Origin of the sequence: Streptomyces rapamycinicus NRRL 5491, from assembly GCF_024298965.1 — a bacterium.
Taxonomy (GTDB): Bacteria; Actinomycetota; Actinomycetes; order Streptomycetales; family Streptomycetaceae; genus Streptomyces; species Streptomyces rapamycinicus.
The window spans coordinates 4,011,083-4,026,488 of record NZ_CP085193.1; the positions used below are offsets into that span (position 1 = coordinate 4,011,083).

Genomic DNA, 15,406 nt, shown 5'->3' on the forward strand with positions numbered 1-15,406 from the left:
TGGCTGGAGACTGACGCCCCAGGCTATCGCTCCGCGTCCCGCGCGCCGCCGTCCCGCCTGCCGCCGGTGGTGGTGGCGCCCACCACGGCCCGGGGGTCAGTTGCCCGGGGTCTCGGTCAGCACGGTGCGCCTGGGGTTCGCGGTCCGGTTGGGCAGATCGACGCGCTGCTCCGGCTGCTCCTCGGGCGCGCCGGTGTCCTCGATGTCCGTGGCGATGTCCTTGGCGTCCTTGAGCTCTTGGACGTCCTTGACATGGGCCAGGGTGGTGCGCCGCGGGTTGGCTATGGAGTGGAACATCATCGTCGTCTTCACTGGGGTGTACGCCTCGCTCTTGTCGTTCGTTCCGGCTGTGTAAAGCGTCAGGCTAGAGGCGGCCTTGCCCATCGATTCGCAGGAAAAGTCGCCGCCAGCATGTGATATTGCTCACGAACGATCAGGCAAATGCGACATAGAAGACAGTTACCCAATCGCGCTAAACGGACATCGCATACCCGAACCTGACGTTCCGCTCTTGATCATCGCTAGCCGGACACTCGATTGCACCATTCGATTCGTACACGAAAGTCCGTTATCGCCGACATGGCTTTCTACGTCCCGTAATAAAGTCCGCACTGAGCGTCACGCGCATCACAGCCTTATCCATTGCCCTTGTTGCAGCATCCGGCACTGTGCTGGAATTCCCGGGACCGCCGCGGGAATCACCGGCGCGCACGGGGGCGCAACGTTCAGAGGCGCCGAGCGGCGGGGGCGCCTCTTGTCGACACGAAAGGATGCGCGCCGGTCACTCACGACCGACAGGGGGGATCGCGGTCCCCCACGACTCGACACCGCTCCGCCGCTCAAGCCGGTGGGGCGCCTGGTCCAGAGGTTGCGACGCTAGTGCAGGGACGTTTCAAGAGGGATGGTATGGGGGCTCCCCAGGCCCACCAGGGCCGAGGGGAAGCTTCGGCGGACCCGGAGCCGCGCGGCGCGACCGACCGCGGCTCCTCGCCTCAGCGCGCCCAGGGAAGCAACGGCAGGACGCTGGGCGACCAGAGCCCCGATGCCGGTGCCCAGAGCGCTACCCGGATCAGTGCGCCCAGCGGCGGTGGTGGCGACGGAGATGCCCCGGAGCCGCCGGCCAAGGCGAAGCCCTCCGGCCCCACCGGGCCCGGCAGTCGCATGGCCCTGCGCAACTGGCGCATCAGCACCCGACTGGTCTCCCTGCTCGCGCTCCCGGTGGTCGCCGCGACCACGCTGGGCGCGCTGCGCATCGAGGGCTCGCTGGACAACATCAAGCAGCTGGACCAGATGAAGCTGCTCACCGAGATGACGCAGCAGGCCACCCAGCTGGCCAGCGCGCTCCAGGAGGAGCGCGACAAGTCGGCCGGTCCGCTGGCGGGCAAGGGCAACGAGAAGGACGACCGGGTCGTCTCCACCCGCGAGGACACCAACCGCTCGATCGCGGCGTTCCGCGAGGCCACCCACCAGATCGACCCCGGTGACCAGTCGCTGGCCGGTGTGCAGTCCACGCTCGTCAACATCGACCGTCAGCTCGGCAAGATCAACGAGGTCCGGGACACGGCCTACGACAACAGCCAGTACTACTCGCTGACGGTCCAGAACTACAACGAGCTGATCAACTCGTTGCTGTCGCTCTCCCAGGACATGGCGCAGGCGACCAGCAACCGCGCGATGATCAACAACACCCGCGCGCTCGCCACCTTCTCCTCCGCGAAGGAGTACGCCTCCATCCAGCGCGCGCTCATCAGCGCCGCGCTCGCCGACCCCAAGGGCGCCGACTTCTCCGCCAACGACCGCCGCTTCGCCAGGACCGCGGTGGACAAGGAGAACGAGGCGCTCGGCCGCTTCAAGCAGATCCGCCAGGGCAACTCCGAGGATCTGCTCGAACCGCTGGACAGCCGCCCCGACATCAAGGCGGCGACCATGTACGCCGACCGCGCGGTGCGCGACCCCGAGGGGCTCAAGGCGGAGAAGCGGACCGATCTTGACTGGTACGACCAGGACAGTATCAAGATCGAAGAGATGGGCAAGATCGAGGAGACGCTGCTCAGCGAGATGCAGCAGAAGGCTCGTGAGCTCCGCGACTCCGCCCAGCAGGACGCCATCCTCAACGGTGCGCTGATCCTGCTGGTCCTCGGTGTCTCCCTGGTCGGCGCCTTCGTCGTCGCCCGCTCCATGGTCCGCTCACTGCGCCGTCTCCAGGACACCGCGCAGGAGGTCTCCCAGAAGCGGCTGCCCGAACTGGTCAAGCAGCTCTCCGAGTCCGATCCGCAGGATGTGGACACCTCCGTCGAGTCCGTCGGTGTGCACAGCCGGGACGAGATCGGAAAGGTGGCCGCGGCCTTCGACGACGTGCACCGCGAGGCGGTCCGGCTCGCCGCCGAGCAGGCGCTGCTGCGGGGCAACGTCAACGCGATGTTCACCAACCTCTCGCGCCGCAGCCAGGGCCTCATCCAGCGCCAGCTCTCGCTCATCTCCGAGCTGGAGAGCCGCGAGGCCGACCCGGACCAGCTCTCCTCGCTGTTCAAGCTGGACCACCTCGCCACCCGTATGCGCCGTAACGGCGAGAACCTCCTGGTCCTCGCGGGCGAGGAGCCGGGCCGCCGGTGGACCCGTCCGGTGCCGCTGGTGGACGTGCTCCGCGCGGCCGCCTCCGAGGTGGAGCAGTACGAGCGCATCGAGCTCAGCTCGGTCCCGGCGACCGAGGTCGCGGGCCGGGTCGTCAACGACCTCGTCCACCTGCTCGCCGAGCTGCTGGAGAACGCCACCTCCTTCTCCTCGCCGCAGACCAAGGTCAAGGTCACCGGCCACGCGCTGCCCGACGGGCGGGTGCTGGTCGAGATCCACGACACCGGTATCGGGCTCTCGCCCGAGGACCTGGCGGCGATCAACGAGCGGCTGGCCTCCCCGCCCACGGTCGACGTGTCGGTCTCCCGGCGCATGGGCCTGTTCGTGGTCGGCCGCCTCTCGCTGCGCCACGGAATCCGCATCCAGCTCCGGCCGTCCGACTCGGGCGGTACGACGGCGCTGGTCATGCTGCCGGTCGATGTCGCCCAGGGCGGAAGGAAGCCGGCTCCGCAGGCCGCCGGCGGCCAGGGCGGACCGGGCGCCGGCAACGGCGACGCTCAGGGCGGCGGCGCCGGACTGCTCGGCTCGGCGCCCTCGCGGCGCCAGGTCCCGGGCTCCGGTTCGCGCGCCGCGCTGCCGGGCAACGGCGGCGGCAGCGGACTGCCGACCCGGCCGGTCGGCGCGGGTGCGGGCCCCTCGGGCGGCGCCCCGGCCGGCTCCACCAACTTCTTCGAGGGCGGACGGCCTCCCGGCCCCCGGACCAACGCCCCCTCCGGTCCCGGCGGTCAGCAGGGCGGCCCCGGCGCCCCCTCCGGCCGTCCCCCGCTGCCGACCCGCGGTGAGAACCCGACCGTCGCCCCGCCGACCGGCGCCCCGGCCCGGGCCGACGGGGGCGACCAGGGCGGCCGCCCGCAGCTGTCCACCCGCGGCCCCGCGCCCGAGCTTCCGGCCCCCGCGCAGCCCGGCACCAGCTGGGGCGCGCGCCGCGCGTCCGGCGAGGACGACTGGCCGGGCACTCCGCGCGACGCCGGGGACACCCCGCGCGGGCACGAGGAGTACGAGCCCACCGGCCAGTTCGCCCGTCCGGAGTTCGGCGGCCCGTCGGACCGGCGCGATCCGTTCGGCAACCGCGGCCCCGGCGACACCGGCGAGCTTCCGCAGCTGACCGACGGCCCCAGCATGTTCGAGCCGCGCCGCGCGCCCAGTGGGCCGCAGGCCGGGCAGGGGCTGTCCGACTCCGGCCAGTTCAACCGCCCCGACTACGGCCGCGGCCCGGGCGACACCGGCGAGTTCGCCCGTCCGGAGCTCGGCCAGGGCCCGGGCGACACCGGTGAGTACGCCCAGCCCCGGTTCGAGGACACCGCCCCGCGCGGCGGCCGCGGCCCCGGCGACACGGGCGAGTTCCCGCGCCCGAACATGGGCGGCCCGGGCGACACCGGCGAATTCCCCCGCCCGAACGCGGGCGGCCCCGGCGACACCGGAGAGTTCCCGCGTCCGGACATGAGCGGCACCGGTGAGTACGCGCTGCCCCAGGACTCCCGGGGCGGCGAGCCCGAGCGGCGCACGAACGACCCGCTGCCGCCCGCCCCCGGTCCCGGCGACGGCCGTACGCCCATCTTCGACACCATCGAGTCGACCTGGCACCACCACCAGGTCGTGGAACCGGGCAACTCGGGCCCGCGGGACGGAGGCCGGTCGTACCCGTCCGCGCCCTCCGCGCCCTCCGCGCCCGAGCCCACCCCCGGCCGGCCCGCCTCGGCCGTACCGCCCCCCGCGCCCCGCGAGCCGCAGCCGGCGTCCCAGGGCATGGGGGACTTCGCCGGATCGGGCGCCTCGGCGGGCCCGGGCGGTGCCGGTCTCAACGGCCGGAGCACGGGTTCCCACTGGCGTACGTCGCCCCACAACGACGAGCGCTGGCGCCGCGCCGAGCAGATCCGCGAACCCGCGGCCGGCGGTATCACGTCGTCCGGGTTGCCACGGCGGGTGCCGCGCGCAAACCTCGTGGAGGGCGCCGCACACCAGCAGCCGCAGCAGCCCGAACGGACTGGGCCGCAGGTGTCTCGCGCGCCCGATGATGTACGCGGAAGGCTGACCAACCTCCGCCGTGGGATCCAGCAGGGTCGCCGGGCCGGTACCGGACTCGGCGACAACCATGATCGCGGCATTGGCCCGACTTACCAGCAGGAGCGTTAGTTGAGCCCGATGAGCCAGGCGGCGCAGAATCTGAACTGGTTGATCACGAACTTCGTGGACAACACCCCCGGGGTGTCCCACACGGTGGTGGTCTCCGCCGACGGACTCCTTCTGGCGATGTCCGAAGGCTTCCCCCGTGACCGAGCCGATCAACTGGCGGCGGTGGCCTCCGGCCTGACCTCGCTCACCTCCGGAGCCTCCCGCATCTTCGAAGGCGGCGTGGTCAACCAGACCGTCGTCGAAATGGAACGAGGCTTCCTCTTCATCATGTCGATCTCCGACGGATCCTCCCTCGCCGTGCTCGCCCACCCCGAGTGCGACATCGGCCTCGTCGGCTACGAGATGGCCCTGCTGGTCGATCGCGCGGGCAACGTCCTCACCCCGGACCTGCGCGCCGAACTTCAGGGCAGCCTGTTGAACTGATCCAACGACCATCCGACGCCCGCCCGCCCGGCCACACCGCCGGGTGGCCCCCCACCGGCACCGACCGACGGCACCACCGTCACCTTGTTGTCCGACCGGAGGATCCATGACCCCGCCCCCCGCCTCGCCCGGCCCGTACGGCGGCCATCACCAATCGCCGTACGGGGGTGAAGGCGACCAGCCATTGGTGCGCCCCTATGCCATGACCGGTGGCCGGACCCGGCCCCGCTACCAGCTCGCCATCGAGGCGCTGGTCAGCACGACGGCCGACCCCGTGCATCTGCAGGGGCTCCTTCCCGAGCACCAGCGGATCTGCCACCTGTGCCAGGAGGTCAAGTCGGTCGCCGAGGTCTCGGCGCTGCTGAACATCCCCCTTGGTGTGGCACGCATCCTGGTGGCGGACCTGGCGGAGGCCGGCATGGTGGCGATCCACCAGCCCGGGGGCGGTTCGGAAGCGGGCGGCACTCCGGATGTGACACTGCTCGAAAGGGTGCTCAGTGGACTTCGCAAGCTCTAGCGGCGCTCCCCCCTCCCGCGCGACCACCTCGGCCAAGATCGTGGTGGCGGGCGGCTTCGGCGTGGGCAAGACCACGTTCGTCGGCGCGGTCTCGGAGATCAATCCGCTGCGCACCGAAGCCGTGATGACGTCGGCCTCGGCGGGGATCGACGATCTGAGCCACGTCCAGGACAAGACCACGACGACCGTGGCGATGGACTTCGGCCGCATCACGCTCGACGACGACCTGATCCTGTACCTGTTCGGCACGCCCGGCCAGGACCGCTTCTGGTTCATGTGGGACGACCTGGTGCGCGGCGCGATCGGCGCCGTGGTCCTGGTGGACACCCGTCGGCTGGCCGACTGTTTCCCGGCGGTCGACTACTTCGAGAACTCCGGACTGCCCTTCGTCATCGCCCTCAACGGCTTCGACGGCCAGCAGCCCTACAACCCGGAAGAGGTCCGCGAGGCCCTGCAGATCGGCCCGGACACTCCCATCATCACCACCGACGCGCGCCATCGCGGCGAGGCGAAGAGCGCGCTCATCACGCTGGTCGAGCATGCGCTGATGGCCCGACTCAAGTAGGGGCCGCTGCCCGGAAGTTGTCGGAAAACCGACGTAGGGCGGGCTGTGTCGAACGACACGGCCCGCTCGTCATTCATAACGTTTCGACAGAGATATGCACCGGCTCTCGATACAGAGCGCGATCGCGCAGCTCCGGTGCGCACTCAAATAGTTCGATATTCGACATATCTCAGCCGTAACGCCCCTTTTTTCTCTGGTCCAGACAACGCACTGAGCGCTTTGCGCACTGTTTGGAAAGCACCCGCGCGGCGTGCTGGAATTCGCTGAACTGGGCAGTCAGGGCTCAGCTGGGAACGGCACGAATCAGGTGCCGATGCCGAGAGGTTGTTGGTCGAGTGAGGCGAAGCAAGCCGGACCCCGCGCAAGAGGCGCGAGGGAACTTCACCCCGCCGCCGCGTACAGGTACGGCGGCGTCGCCCGCCGAGGCAGCGGAGCCACCCACACCCAGTGGTGGCCGGATCTCCCCTCGGAACTGGCGGGTGCGCGGCCGGCTGTACGCGATCCTGCTCATCCCCGTGCTCGTCGCCCTGGTCTTCGGTGGCTTCCAGGTCGCCTCATCGGTCTCCACCTGGAACGAGGCGCGGGACGCCGAGCGCACCGCCCAGGTCGTCCGGGCCGCCACCACCTACGCCCACGCCCTGGTCAACGAGCGCGACCTGACCGCGGGCCCGCTGCTCAGCGGCACCAACGAGGCCACGGTGGCCAAGGCCCGGGCCGCCAGCGACGCGGCGAAGAAGGATTTCGACAAGGCCGTCGCCGACATGCCGCAGACGCCGACCTTGAAACGCCGCCTCAAAGCGTTCAGAACCGCCGAACCGCAGCTGGCCACCCTGCGCCGGAACGCCTACACCGACCGCCTCGACGGAGTGAAGACCGAAGAGGGCTATGTGGCCGTCGAGCACGGGCTGATCGAGTTCGCCAATGAACTGGGCCTGGGCACCGGCAATATCACGTCATACGGCCGTACCGTCTACGCGGTATCCCTGGCCAAGGGCGCGGAGTCGCTGCAGCGCTCCATCGGAACCCATCTGCTGGTGAAGCCCGGCCCGTCCGCGACCGACCGCAGGACCCAGCTCACCGCCTTCACCTCGTACGTCTACCTCGAGGGCATCGCGCTCGGGGAGTTCGAGGCCGCCGGCACCCCGCAGGACGTGACCCGGCTCGAGGACACCCTGACGGCGGCGGAGAAGCGTGCGCAGACGCAAATCGCCGAGGCGAAGCGGAAGGCCGAGGCGGACGGCAAGAAATTCGTGGCGCCGCCCGGCATGGACAAGATGCTCAAGGCCATGGGCAGCGGTGCGAGCCCCTCCGCGCTGGCCGCCCAGGGGGTCACCCCGGACTCCTGGTTCAACGCCTCCACGATCAAGTTCAACGCCTACCGGGACGTCGAGCAGACCCTGGTGAACAAGGCCGTGGACGAGGCCGCGCAGATCTCCTCGGACGCCCGGCGCGATGCGATCGTGAACGGCGCGATCGTGGTGCTGGCGCTCCTCGCCGCCTTCTTCGTGGCCGCCCGGATGGCCCGCTCGATGAGCCATTCGATGCGGCAACTGCGCAACGCCGCCTTCGAGGTCGCCGAGAAGCGGCTGCCGGCGGTGGTCGGCCAGCTCTCCCGCACCGACCCCGGACGGGTGGACACCCGGGTCAGCTCGATACCGATCAACACCCGGGACGAGATCGGTGAGGTGGCCCGCGCCTTCGACCAGGTGCACCGCGAGGCGATCCGGCTCGCGGCCGAGCAGGCGATGCTGCGCGGCGGCGTCAACGCGATCTTCACAAACCTTTCCAGTCGCAACCAGGGACTGATCGAGCGGCAGCTGACCCTGATCTCCGAACTGGAGAGCCGGGAGGCCGATCCGGACCAGCTGGAGCACCTCTTCCGGCTGGACCACCTGGCCACCCGCATGCGGCGCAACGGCGAGAACCTCCTGATCCTCGCGGGCGAGGAGCCCGGCCGGCGCTGGAACCAGCCGGTGCCGCTGATCGACGTGTTGCGGGCCGCCTCCTCGGAGGTGGAGTCCTACGAGCGGATCGAGCTGGCCGGGATCTCCGAGAGCGAGATCCACGGCACGGCGGTGACCGACCTGGTGCACCTCCTGGCCGAGCTGCTGGAGAACGCCACCACCTTCTCCTCCCCGCACACCAAGGTCCGGGTCACCTCGACCCGGCTGCCCGACGGCCGGGTGGTGGTGGAGATCCACGACAAGGGCATCGGCCTGACCGCCGAGGACTTCGCCGACATCAACCACAAGCTGGCCAATCCGCCGACGGTGGACGCCACGGTGTCCCAGCGCATGGGCCTGTTCGTGGTCGGCCGCCTCGCCGACCGGCACGGCATCCGGGTCCAGCTGCGCCCCTCCGGGGAGCTGGCGGGCACCACCTCGCTGGTGATGCTGCCCGAGGCGATCACCCACGGCGGTGGCGGCGAGGAACTGCCCCAGGACGACTTCACGGTCTCCCGGATCGTTCCCGAGCCGCGGCCCGCACCCGCCTACGAGGACGCGAGCGAGCTGTCCTCGCGCACCGCCGCCGAGCTGGGCTTCGACGACTCCGCCTACGACCGGGACCCGGGGCAGAACCAGTTCCTGGGCCAGTACAGCGGAATGGGGGCCACCCCGCCCGAGCAGGATCCGCGGCATGACCAGGCGGCTTCCGACCCGCTGGCGCAGTCCGGCTACCAGAATTCCGCCTTTACGCAACCGGAAGCGGATTACACAACTCAAACGGAATCCGAACAGCAGCCGTACATCGGCTACAACTCACCCTCTCAGCAGGGAGAGTGGGGCGATTCCGGATCTTTCGAGATGCCCTACGCGTCCCAGTTCGGGGCCGAAGCGGAATCAGGACCCAGCGCTCCCGAAGTTTCTCGGGACCGCGTAGAGTTCCACCGTCCGGGCCCCTCCCCGAGCGGAATCCACTCGATGACCGACGCCGGGCTTCCGCGTCGTGACAAGCAGTGGCAGCCGTCCGAGGAAACAGGGGCACAGGGGATGGTCGGGGACCCGGCGGCGCCCGCGGCGCCGGAGCGGCCCTATCAGGTTCCCCAGCAGCAGGAGGACGGTGCCCCGTGGCAGTCGGAGAACGACCACCGCTGGCACCGTGCCGAGCGGCTGCGCGAGCCGCAGGCCGGCGGGATCACATCGTCCGGCCTGCCCCGCCGGGTGCCCAAGGCCAATCTGGTCGAGGGCGCCGCGGAGCCGACCGGACAGGGCGGCCCCCAGGTCTCCCGCGCCCCGGAGGACATCCGCGGCAGGCTGAGCAACCTGCGCCGCGGCGTCCAGCGGGGACGCGACGCGGGATCCGGGACCCCCGGGCGTGACCAGCATGACCAACAGGGCTTCGGCCCCGGCAGCACCTACGATCAGGAGCGTTAGTGTGAGCCCGATGAGCCAGGCGGCGCAGAACCTGAACTGGTTGATCACGAACTTCGTGGACAACACCCCCGGGGTGTCCCACACGGTGGTGGTCTCCGCCGACGGACTCCTTCTGGCGATGTCCGAAGGCTTCCCCCGTGACCGAGCCGATCAACTGGCGGCGGTGGCCTCCGGCCTGACCTCGCTCACCTCCGGAGCCTCCCGCATCTTCGAAGGCGGCGTGGTCAACCAGACCGTCGTCGAAATGGAACGAGGCTTCCTCTTCATCATGTCGATCTCCGACGGATCCTCCCTCGCCGTGCTCGCCCACCCCGAGTGCGACATCGGCCTCGTCGGCTACGAGATGGCCCTGCTGGTCGATCGCGCGGGCAACGTCCTCACCCCGGATCTCCGTGCGGAATTGCAGGGCAGTCTTCTCAACTAGCAAACATGGAGTGCGTTTCGCGCCACCGCGCCATAGGGTGCGGTGGCGCGACCGGCAAGACAGGCGAGTTGGAGGAGGACACGTGGCAACGCCCCCTAGCGGATATCCGTACGCCCACGGGCAGCCGTCCGAGCCGCGCGGAGAGGGCCCAGTGAAGCGCTACAACTTCCCCTCCGCACCCAGCCGCCAGGCCCGCTCGCCACAGCAGCCGGAGCCGCAGCGGGAGCAGCAGCCCCCGCGGCGACAGCCGCAGCGGCCCCAGCAACAGCCGTACACGCCCTCCTACGCGCCTCCCGGGCCGTCGGAGGGGTCCTGGTACGACGCGCCTCCGGCGCCCCGTATCGAGCCCGTACAGCCGCCTGAGCGCCCAGCCCCGGAACCTTCCTCCCCCGCGGGTGGCACTCATAACCCTCTGGTGCGCCCGTACGCCATGACAGGGGGCCGGACCCGGCCCCGGTACCAGCTCGCCATCGAGGCGCTGGTGCACACCACGGCCGACCCCGCTCAGCTCCAGGGCCAACTGCCCGAGCACCAGCGGATCTGCCAACTGTGCCGCGAGATCAAGTCGGTCGCCGAGATCTCCGCACTGCTCACCATTCCTCTCGGCGTAGCCCGCATCCTCGTAGCCGACCTGGCCGAGGCGGGGCTCGTCGCGATCCATCAGCCCGGCGGCGACGAGTCCGCCGGCGGTCAGCCTGACGTGACACTGCTCGAAAGGGTGCTCAGTGGACTTCGCAAGCTCTAGCGGTGCAGCCCGCTCCACCACCTCCGCGAAAATCGTGGTGGCGGGCGGCTTCGGCGTGGGCAAGACCACGTTCGTCGGCGCGGTCTCGGAGATCAACCCGCTGCGCACCGAAGCCGTGATGACCTCCGCCTCGGCGGGGATCGACGATCTCACCCACGCGCCGGACAAGACCACCACCACGGTGGCCATGGACTTCGGCCGCATCACGCTGGACCAGGACCTGATCCTGTATCTGTTCGGCACCCCCGGCCAGGACCGCTTCTGGTTCATGTGGGACGACCTGGTCCGCGGTGCCATCGGCGCGGTCGTCCTGGTGGACACCCGCCGCCTCGCCGACTGCTTCCCGGCGGTCGACTACTTCGAGAACTCCGGGCTGCCCTTCGTCATCGCCCTCAACGGCTTCGACGGGCACCAGCCCTACAACCCCGAAGAGGTCCGCGAGGCCCTGCAGATCGGCCCCGACGCGCCGATCATCACCACCGACGCCCGCCACCGCAGCGAGGCCAAGAGCGCGCTGATCACCCTGGTCGAGCACGCGCTGATGGCCCGGCTGCGCTAGCCGAGGCCGACGGCGGAAGCCAAAATCCCCTGCTCTCCGAAGGAGAACAGGGGATTTGTGCGTTTCAGTGGGCCTTCTCGGGCGTCCGGGCGGTGTGCGGCCGTCCGGGCACGGCGGCGCCTGTGGGCGGTCAGCCCTGCCAGCTGTGCGGCGCGCTGAACGCCGGGCGGCGCTCCAGACGGCGCCAGCGGGCGGCGCTGCGGCTCGGGCGGGTGGAGCCGGCGGTCCGGTGGGTGCCGGCGGCCGCGCGGGCGAGCAGCACCGCGGTGACCGCGGCGAGCTCCTCGGCGTCGGCGTGGCCCTTCTCGACCCGGACCAGGGTGGCCGCCGCCGCGGCGGCGGGATCGGCGCTATCGCTGGATGTGCTCACGGTTTTCTCTTCTCCCTTGTCGCGCGGGTCCCGCGCGAGGTCATGAACGTGAGGGTTACTGCGGCGGGTTGCCGTGCTTGCGGGACGGCAGGTCGGCGTGCTTGTCGCGCAGCATCGCCAGGGACCGGACAAGGACCTCACGGGTTTCGGCCGGGTCGATCACATCGTCGACCAGCCCCCGCTCGGCCGCGTAGTACGGGTGCATCAGCTCGGACTTGTACTCCTTGACCATGCGGGCGCGCATGGCCTCGGGGTCGTCGGCCCCGGCGATCTGACGGCGGAAGATCACGTTGGCGGCGCCCTCGGCACCCATCACCGCGATCTCGTTGGTCGGCCAGGCGTAGGTCAGGTCGGCCCCGATGGACTGGGAGTCCATCACGATGTAGGCACCGCCGTACGCCTTGCGCAGGATGACGGAGATCCGCGGCACGGTGGCGTTGCAGTACGCGTACAGCATCTTGGCGCCGTGCCGGATGATCCCGCCGTGCTCCTGGTCCACACCGGGCAGGAAGCCGGGCACGTCGAGGAAGGTGACCAGCGGGATGTTGAAGGCGTCGCACATCTGGATGAAGCGCGCGGACTTCTCCGACGCCTCGATGTCCAGCACCCCGGCCAGCGACTGCGGCTGGTTGGCGATGATGCCGACCACCTGGCCGTCGAGCCGGGTCAGCGCGCAGATGATGTTGGTCGCCCAGCGCTCGTGGACCTCGAGGTACTCGCCGTCGTCGACGATCTCCTCGATGACCTTGCGCATGTCGTACGGCCGGTTGCCGTCGGCCGGGACGAGATCCAGCAGCGCGTCACCGCGCCGGGAGGCCGGGTCGTCGGACTCGACGGTCGGCGGGTTCTCGCGGTTGTTCTGCGGCAGCAGCGACAGGAGGTAGCGGACCTCCTCGAGGCAGGTCTCCTCGTCGTCGTAGGCGAAGTGGCACACGCCCGAGGTCTCGGCGTGCACATCCGCGCCGCCCAGTCCGTTCTGGCTGACCTTCTCGCCCGTCACCGCCTGGACCACATCGGGTCCGGTGATGAACATCTGCGAGGTCTCCCGGACCATGAAGACGAAGTCCGTCAGCGCCGGGGAGTACGCCGCGCCGCCCGCGCACGGGCCGAGCATCACGCTGATCTGGGGGATGACACCGGACGCCTTGGTGTTCCGCTGGAAGATGCCCCCGTAACCGGCGAGCGCCGAGACGCCCTCCTGGATGCGGGCACCGGCGCCGTCGTTGAGGGACACCAGCGGCGCCCCGGCCGAGATGGCCATGTCCATGATCTTGTGGATCTTGGTGGCGTGGGCTTCCCCCAGCGCCCCGCCGAAGATCCTGAAGTCGTGTGCGTAGACGAACACCGTCCGTCCGTGGACGGTCCCCCAGCCGGTGACGACACCGTCGGTGTAAGGCTTCTTGGCCTCAAGACCGAACCCGGTCGCACGATGCCGCCGCAGCGGCTCCACTTCGTTGAAGGACCCCTCGTCAAGCAGCAGATCGATCCGCTCGCGAGCCGTCAGCTTCCCCTTGGCCTTCTGGGCCTCGGTCGCCCGCTCGCTCGGGCCGCGCCGAGCCTGCTCGCGAATCGCGTGCAGCTCGGCGACGCGCCCGCGAACGTCACTCGCCTCAGCAGGCGCACCTTCGAGATTGGTCATGCAATGACGGTACGTTCCCGGACCCTCGGAAACGCATGTCAATTCCCTACAACGTCAAGGGCGTTTTGGTGGGCAGGCGGAACAGAACTGGACAGCGGCTTTCCCACTACCTGGTGTCCTAAAGGACTATCGGCCCTGTCGGCACCCCACAAACCTCCAGGCCCTGACGGTGCGAGGGGCGAGCGCGACCACCCGGATGGGCGGCGTCCGCCGGAGCGGCCGTGCGGCCGGACCGGGCAACGGAGCACGTCGGCCGCGCTCCGCTCCCCGCACCCTACTCCGGCCGCCGCCGGCGCCGCACCGTCCGCCTCCCCGGGCCGGGCGGCGCGTCACTCCTGCGGGTCCACTCCGGCCCGCAGCAGCCCGTAGGCGTAGGCGTCGTCCAGGGCCTGCCAGGACGCGGCGATCACGTTCTCCCCGACGCCCACGGTCGACCACTCCCCCTGGCCGTCCGCGGTGGCGACCAGCACCCGGGTCGTGGACTCGGTGCCGTGCTTGCCTTCCAGGATGCGGACCTTGTAATCCACCAGCTCCATCGTCGCCAGCTGCGGATAGATCCGCTCTAGACCCACCCGCAGCGCCCGGTCCAGGGCATTGACCGGACCGTTGCCCTCCGCCGTGGCGACGATCCGCTCGCCCTTGGCCCAGAGCTTCACGGTGGCCTCGTTGGCGTGAGTGCCGTCCGGGCGGTCCTCGACGATCGCCCGCCAGGACTCGACGCGGAAGAAGCGGCGGGGACGGCCCTCGACCTCCTGGCGCAGCAGCAGCTCGAAGGAGGCGTCGGCGGCCTCGTAGGTGTAGCCCTCGAGCTCCCGCTCCTTGACCCGCTCCACGATCCGGCCCACCAGCGCCCGGTCGCCGCCGAGGTCGATGCCCAGCTCCTTGCCCTTGAGCTCGATCGACGCCCGTCCGGCCATGTCGGAGACGAGCATCCGCATGGTGTTGCCGACCCGCTCGGGGTCGATGTGCTGGTACAGATCCGGGTCGACCTTGATCGCGGAGGCGTGCAGTCCGGCCTTGTGGGCGAAGGCGGAAACACCCACATAGGGCTGGTGAGTGGACGGCGTCAGATTGACGACCTCGGCGATCGCGTGCGAGATCCGGGTCATCTCCTCCAGAGCGCCCTCCGGCAGCACCCGGCGGCCGTACTTGAGCTCCAGGGCCGCGACGACCGGGAAGAGGTTGGCGTTGCCCACCCGCTCGCCGTAGCCGTTGGCCGTGCACTGGACGTGGGTGGCGCCCGCGTCCACGGCGGCGAGGGTGTTGGCGACCGCGCAGCCGGTGTCGTCCTGGGCGTGGATGCCCAGCCGCGCCCCGGTGTCGGCCAGCACGGTGCGGACCACCGCGTCGATCTGGCCGGGGAGCATGCCGCCGTTGGTGTCGCAGAGGATCACCACCTCGGCGCCCGCCTCGTGGGCAGCGGAGACGACCTGCTTGGCGTAGCCGGCGTTGGCCCGGTAGCCGTCGAAGAAGTGCTCGCAGTCGAGGAAGACCCGGCGGCCCTGGGACCGCAGGTAGGCGACGGTCTCGCGGACCATCGCGAGGTTCTCCTCGAGCGTGGTGCGCAGGGCCAGCTCCACATGGCGGTCGTGGGACTTCGCCACCAGGGTGATCACCGGTGCGCCGGACTCCAGCAACGCCTTGACCTGGGCGTCGTCCTCGGCGCGCACCCCCGCCTTGCGGGTGGCGCCGAACGCCACCAGCTGGGCGTGTTTGAAGTCGATCTCGGCGCGGGCCCGGGCGAAGAACTCCGTGTCGCGCGGGTTGGCGCCGGGCCAGCCGCCCTCGATGAAGCCCACGCCGAAGTCGTCCAGGTGACGGGCGATGGTCAGCTTGTCCGCGACCGTGAGGTTGATGCCCTCGCGCTGCGCTCCGTCGCGCAGGGTGGTGTCGAAGACATGGAAGCTGTCGTCGGGCAGATCCTTCATGGTTGGTCTGGCTCCTGTCGGATGGATCTCGGTCTACCGGAATATCCGGTTCCGCGCCCTCCTATGATCCCTCACGCTTCGCCTCCGGCGGGATGGTC

12 protein-coding genes are annotated in these 15,406 nt (G+C 70.1%); 8 read left to right on the top strand and 4 right to left on the bottom strand.

Going from position 1 to position 15,406, the window contains the following annotated elements; all coding sequences use genetic code 11:
- Positions 1–96: 96 nt before the first annotated feature.
- Complete coding sequence (locus tag LIV37_RS16200) at positions 97–312, bottom strand: hypothetical protein (RefSeq protein ID WP_121824882.1); 216 nt, start codon at positions 310–312, stop codon at positions 97–99.
- 594 nt (positions 313–906) lie between these two features.
- Here LIV37_RS16200 and LIV37_RS16205 point away from each other — a divergent pair.
- The 8 genes from LIV37_RS16205 (at position 907) to LIV37_RS16240 (ending at position 11,371) form a co-directional block, all read left to right on the top strand.
- A complete protein-coding gene (locus LIV37_RS16205) occupies positions 907–4,764 on the top strand; it encodes a sensor histidine kinase (protein ID WP_121824881.1) in 3,858 nt (1,285 codons plus the stop codon).
- Between the two features lie 9 nt (positions 4,765–4,773).
- Complete coding sequence (locus tag LIV37_RS16210; protein WP_020868201.1) at positions 4,774–5,187, top strand: roadblock/LC7 domain-containing protein; 414 nt, start codon at positions 4,774–4,776, stop codon at positions 5,185–5,187.
- Between the two features lie 106 nt (positions 5,188–5,293).
- A complete protein-coding gene (locus tag LIV37_RS16215) occupies positions 5,294–5,704 on the top strand; it encodes a DUF742 domain-containing protein (protein ID WP_014055140.1) in 411 nt (136 codons plus the stop codon).
- Positions 5,685–6,269, top strand: coding sequence for a GTP-binding protein (locus tag LIV37_RS16220; RefSeq protein ID WP_121824880.1), 585 nt, complete (start codon positions 5,685–5,687; stop codon positions 6,267–6,269). Before LIV37_RS16215 ends, LIV37_RS16220 begins: the two co-directional genes overlap by 20 nt.
- A 335-nt stretch (positions 6,270–6,604) precedes the next feature.
- Complete coding sequence (locus LIV37_RS16225) at positions 6,605–9,643, top strand: sensor histidine kinase (protein WP_121824879.1); 3,039 nt, start codon at positions 6,605–6,607, stop codon at positions 9,641–9,643.
- A gap of 10 nt (positions 9,644–9,653) precedes the next feature.
- On the top strand, positions 9,654–10,067 hold the full coding sequence (locus tag LIV37_RS16230; RefSeq protein ID WP_020868201.1) for a roadblock/LC7 domain-containing protein: 414 nt from the start codon (positions 9,654–9,656) through the stop codon (positions 10,065–10,067).
- A gap of 82 nt (positions 10,068–10,149) precedes the next feature.
- Positions 10,150–10,812, top strand: a complete 663-nt coding sequence (locus LIV37_RS16235; RefSeq protein WP_121824878.1) for a DUF742 domain-containing protein — start codon at positions 10,150–10,152, stop codon at positions 10,810–10,812.
- Complete coding sequence (locus LIV37_RS16240; RefSeq protein ID WP_075200410.1) at positions 10,793–11,371, top strand: GTP-binding protein; 579 nt, start codon at positions 10,793–10,795, stop codon at positions 11,369–11,371. The genes LIV37_RS16235 and LIV37_RS16240 overlap by 20 nt, the downstream gene beginning before the upstream one ends.
- A 130-nt stretch (positions 11,372–11,501) precedes the next feature.
- Here the strand turns inward: LIV37_RS16240 and LIV37_RS16245 are convergent, their stop codons facing one another.
- The 3 genes from LIV37_RS16245 to cimA all read right to left on the bottom strand — a co-directional run bounded on the left by LIV37_RS16245 (position 11,502) and on the right by cimA (position 15,308).
- Positions 11,502–11,741 carry an acyl-CoA carboxylase subunit epsilon gene (locus LIV37_RS16245; RefSeq protein WP_020868207.1) on the bottom strand — a complete coding sequence of 80 codons (240 nt, stop codon included), beginning with the start codon at positions 11,739–11,741 and terminating at the stop codon, positions 11,502–11,504.
- Between the two features lie 55 nt (positions 11,742–11,796).
- Positions 11,797–13,380 carry an acyl-CoA carboxylase subunit beta gene (locus LIV37_RS16250; protein ID WP_020868208.1) on the bottom strand — a complete coding sequence of 528 codons (1,584 nt, stop codon included), beginning with the start codon at positions 13,378–13,380 and terminating at the stop codon, positions 11,797–11,799.
- A 329-nt stretch (positions 13,381–13,709) separates the two neighbouring features.
- Positions 13,710–15,308, bottom strand: coding sequence for a citramalate synthase (cimA, locus tag LIV37_RS16255; RefSeq protein WP_020868209.1), 1,599 nt, complete (start codon positions 15,306–15,308; stop codon positions 13,710–13,712).
- Between the last annotated feature and the right edge of the window lie 98 nt (positions 15,309–15,406).

What these genes read in the sequence shown, in the direction of transcription:
- LIV37_RS16205 (WP_121824881.1), top strand. Translation starts at nt 907, where the DNA reads ATGGGGGCTCCCCAGGCCCACCAGGGCCGAGGGGAAGCTTCGGCGGAC.
- LIV37_RS16210 (WP_020868201.1), top strand. Translation starts at nt 4,774, where the DNA reads ATGAGCCAGGCGGCGCAGAATCTGAACTGGTTGATCACGAACTTCGTG.
- LIV37_RS16215 (WP_014055140.1), top strand. Translation starts at nt 5,294, where the DNA reads ATGACCCCGCCCCCCGCCTCGCCCGGCCCGTACGGCGGCCATCACCAA.
- LIV37_RS16230 (WP_020868201.1), top strand. Translation starts at nt 9,654, where the DNA reads ATGAGCCAGGCGGCGCAGAACCTGAACTGGTTGATCACGAACTTCGTG.
- cimA (WP_020868209.1), bottom strand. Translation starts at nt 15,308, where the DNA reads ATGAAGGATCTGCCCGACGACAGCTTCCATGTCTTCGACACCACCCTG.
- LIV37_RS16250 (WP_020868208.1), bottom strand. Translation starts at nt 13,380, where the DNA reads ATGACCAATCTCGAAGGTGCGCCTGCTGAGGCGAGTGACGTTCGCGGG.